The sequence below is a fragment of the Brevibacillus sp. HB1.2 genome (assembly GCF_013332495.1).
In the GTDB taxonomy this organism is placed as follows: Bacteria; Bacillota; Bacilli; order Brevibacillales; family Brevibacillaceae; genus Brevibacillus; species Brevibacillus porteri.
The window spans coordinates 1-1413 of record NZ_JABMIU010000040.1; the positions used below are offsets into that span (position 1 = coordinate 1).

1 protein-coding gene is annotated in these 1413 nt (G+C 41.1%); it reads right to left on the reverse strand.

Going from position 1 to position 1413, the window contains the following annotated elements:
• Positions 1-1166 (reverse strand): IS110 family RNA-guided transposase (locus HPY28_RS30055; RefSeq protein ID WP_174231975.1); only part of this gene is annotated, 1166 nt, incomplete at its 3' end.
• Between the last annotated feature and the right edge of the window lie 247 nt (positions 1167-1413).

A 1413-nucleotide genomic window follows, 5' to 3' on the forward strand; every position in this document is an offset into this window, starting at 1 on the left:
AGGATGTAAATCCAGTGAATCAGTTTGTTTACGCAAGCAATGATGGTGACTTTAAACGGCTTTCCTTCAGCGCGTTTTCTGTCATAAAACTCTTTTAGCTTCTTATTGCGCGAACTCCTGATGCCACATAGGACAGCCATATATAAGGCATGTCGCAACCTGCTGGAACCTCTTTTCGTGATTCGATTAATGGTTGCAGTAAACTTACCAGAAGAATGCACACTAGGATCGATTCCGGCAAAGGCAACAAGTTTTTTAGGGTGATTAAACCGCTCTATCTCACCAATTTCAGAGATAATCGTTGCCGCGATTTTTTCTCCGATACCAGGGATAGATTGGATAATCTTATATTCTTCAATTTCTGATGCGAGAGCATCAATTCGTTGCTCCAAATTGGACAGATGCTCTTGATATTGAAGAATCATACGAATATACATCTCAAGACTGATCAAATGACTTTCGTACACTGCTTTTTGAAATGGATTGCGACTTGCTGCGTCCATTATTTTTTTCGCCTTTTCTTCGGCCCAAGTGTTGGAACGGCTGATACATATAGCTTCGATTCGTTTCGTCAATTCAGATTCCTTAGCTTTTAAGACCTCTTCCGAGGTAGGGAACTCCAGTAAAATGTGCAAAGATACCTTCGAAAACAAGTTTCCAAATACAGTTCTAAACTCAGGGAATACTTGGTCTAAAATGGCATGGAACTGTAATTTTGCTTGCACACAAAGATCAGTTAGAGAGTCATGCTGTCTTGTTAGATTACGGAGGTTTAACAGCTGTAACCCTCTCTTCTTATAAGGTTGTAGTTCCTCCTTGTAATACAGCTCACATAAATGATAAGCGTCAATCGCATCCGTTTTTACCTTGCGTAAGCTTGATTTTTTTGCTTGATATGAGATGAGTGGGTTTATAAGAATATACAAGTAATCTTGTTCTTCTAGACACTGAGTAATCGGAGTCTGGTAGTGTCCAGTTGACTCCAGAACAACCGGAGGTTGTTGACCAGTTATACTTTCTACATTCTTGAGAAAGTGAAGAAAAGTATCTAGTCCCTCACGAGTATGCGAAATGCTAAAGCTTTTTCCATATGGCTGACCCTTGTCTAAAAATACCTGAACTTGGCTTTCCCCTTTAGATACATCCAGACCAACGACTGGATTCATTGTATCGCTCCTTTTCTAAGATAATTTGCCGGTAACCCCTAATCCTGCTTGTAGTATCATAGCTTCGCTTGTTATACGGGATCTCGTCCCAACCAGCCTCAAACATGTTTCTACAAGTAGGGGGTGAACAGTTTAGCGTACGGGGTCAATGCCCCACGGGCAGGGACGTTCTACCCCGGCTACCGTAATCGTAGAACCATATTAAAAATGGTCAACCAGTAAAAACTGGCTGACCTCATAATACGAA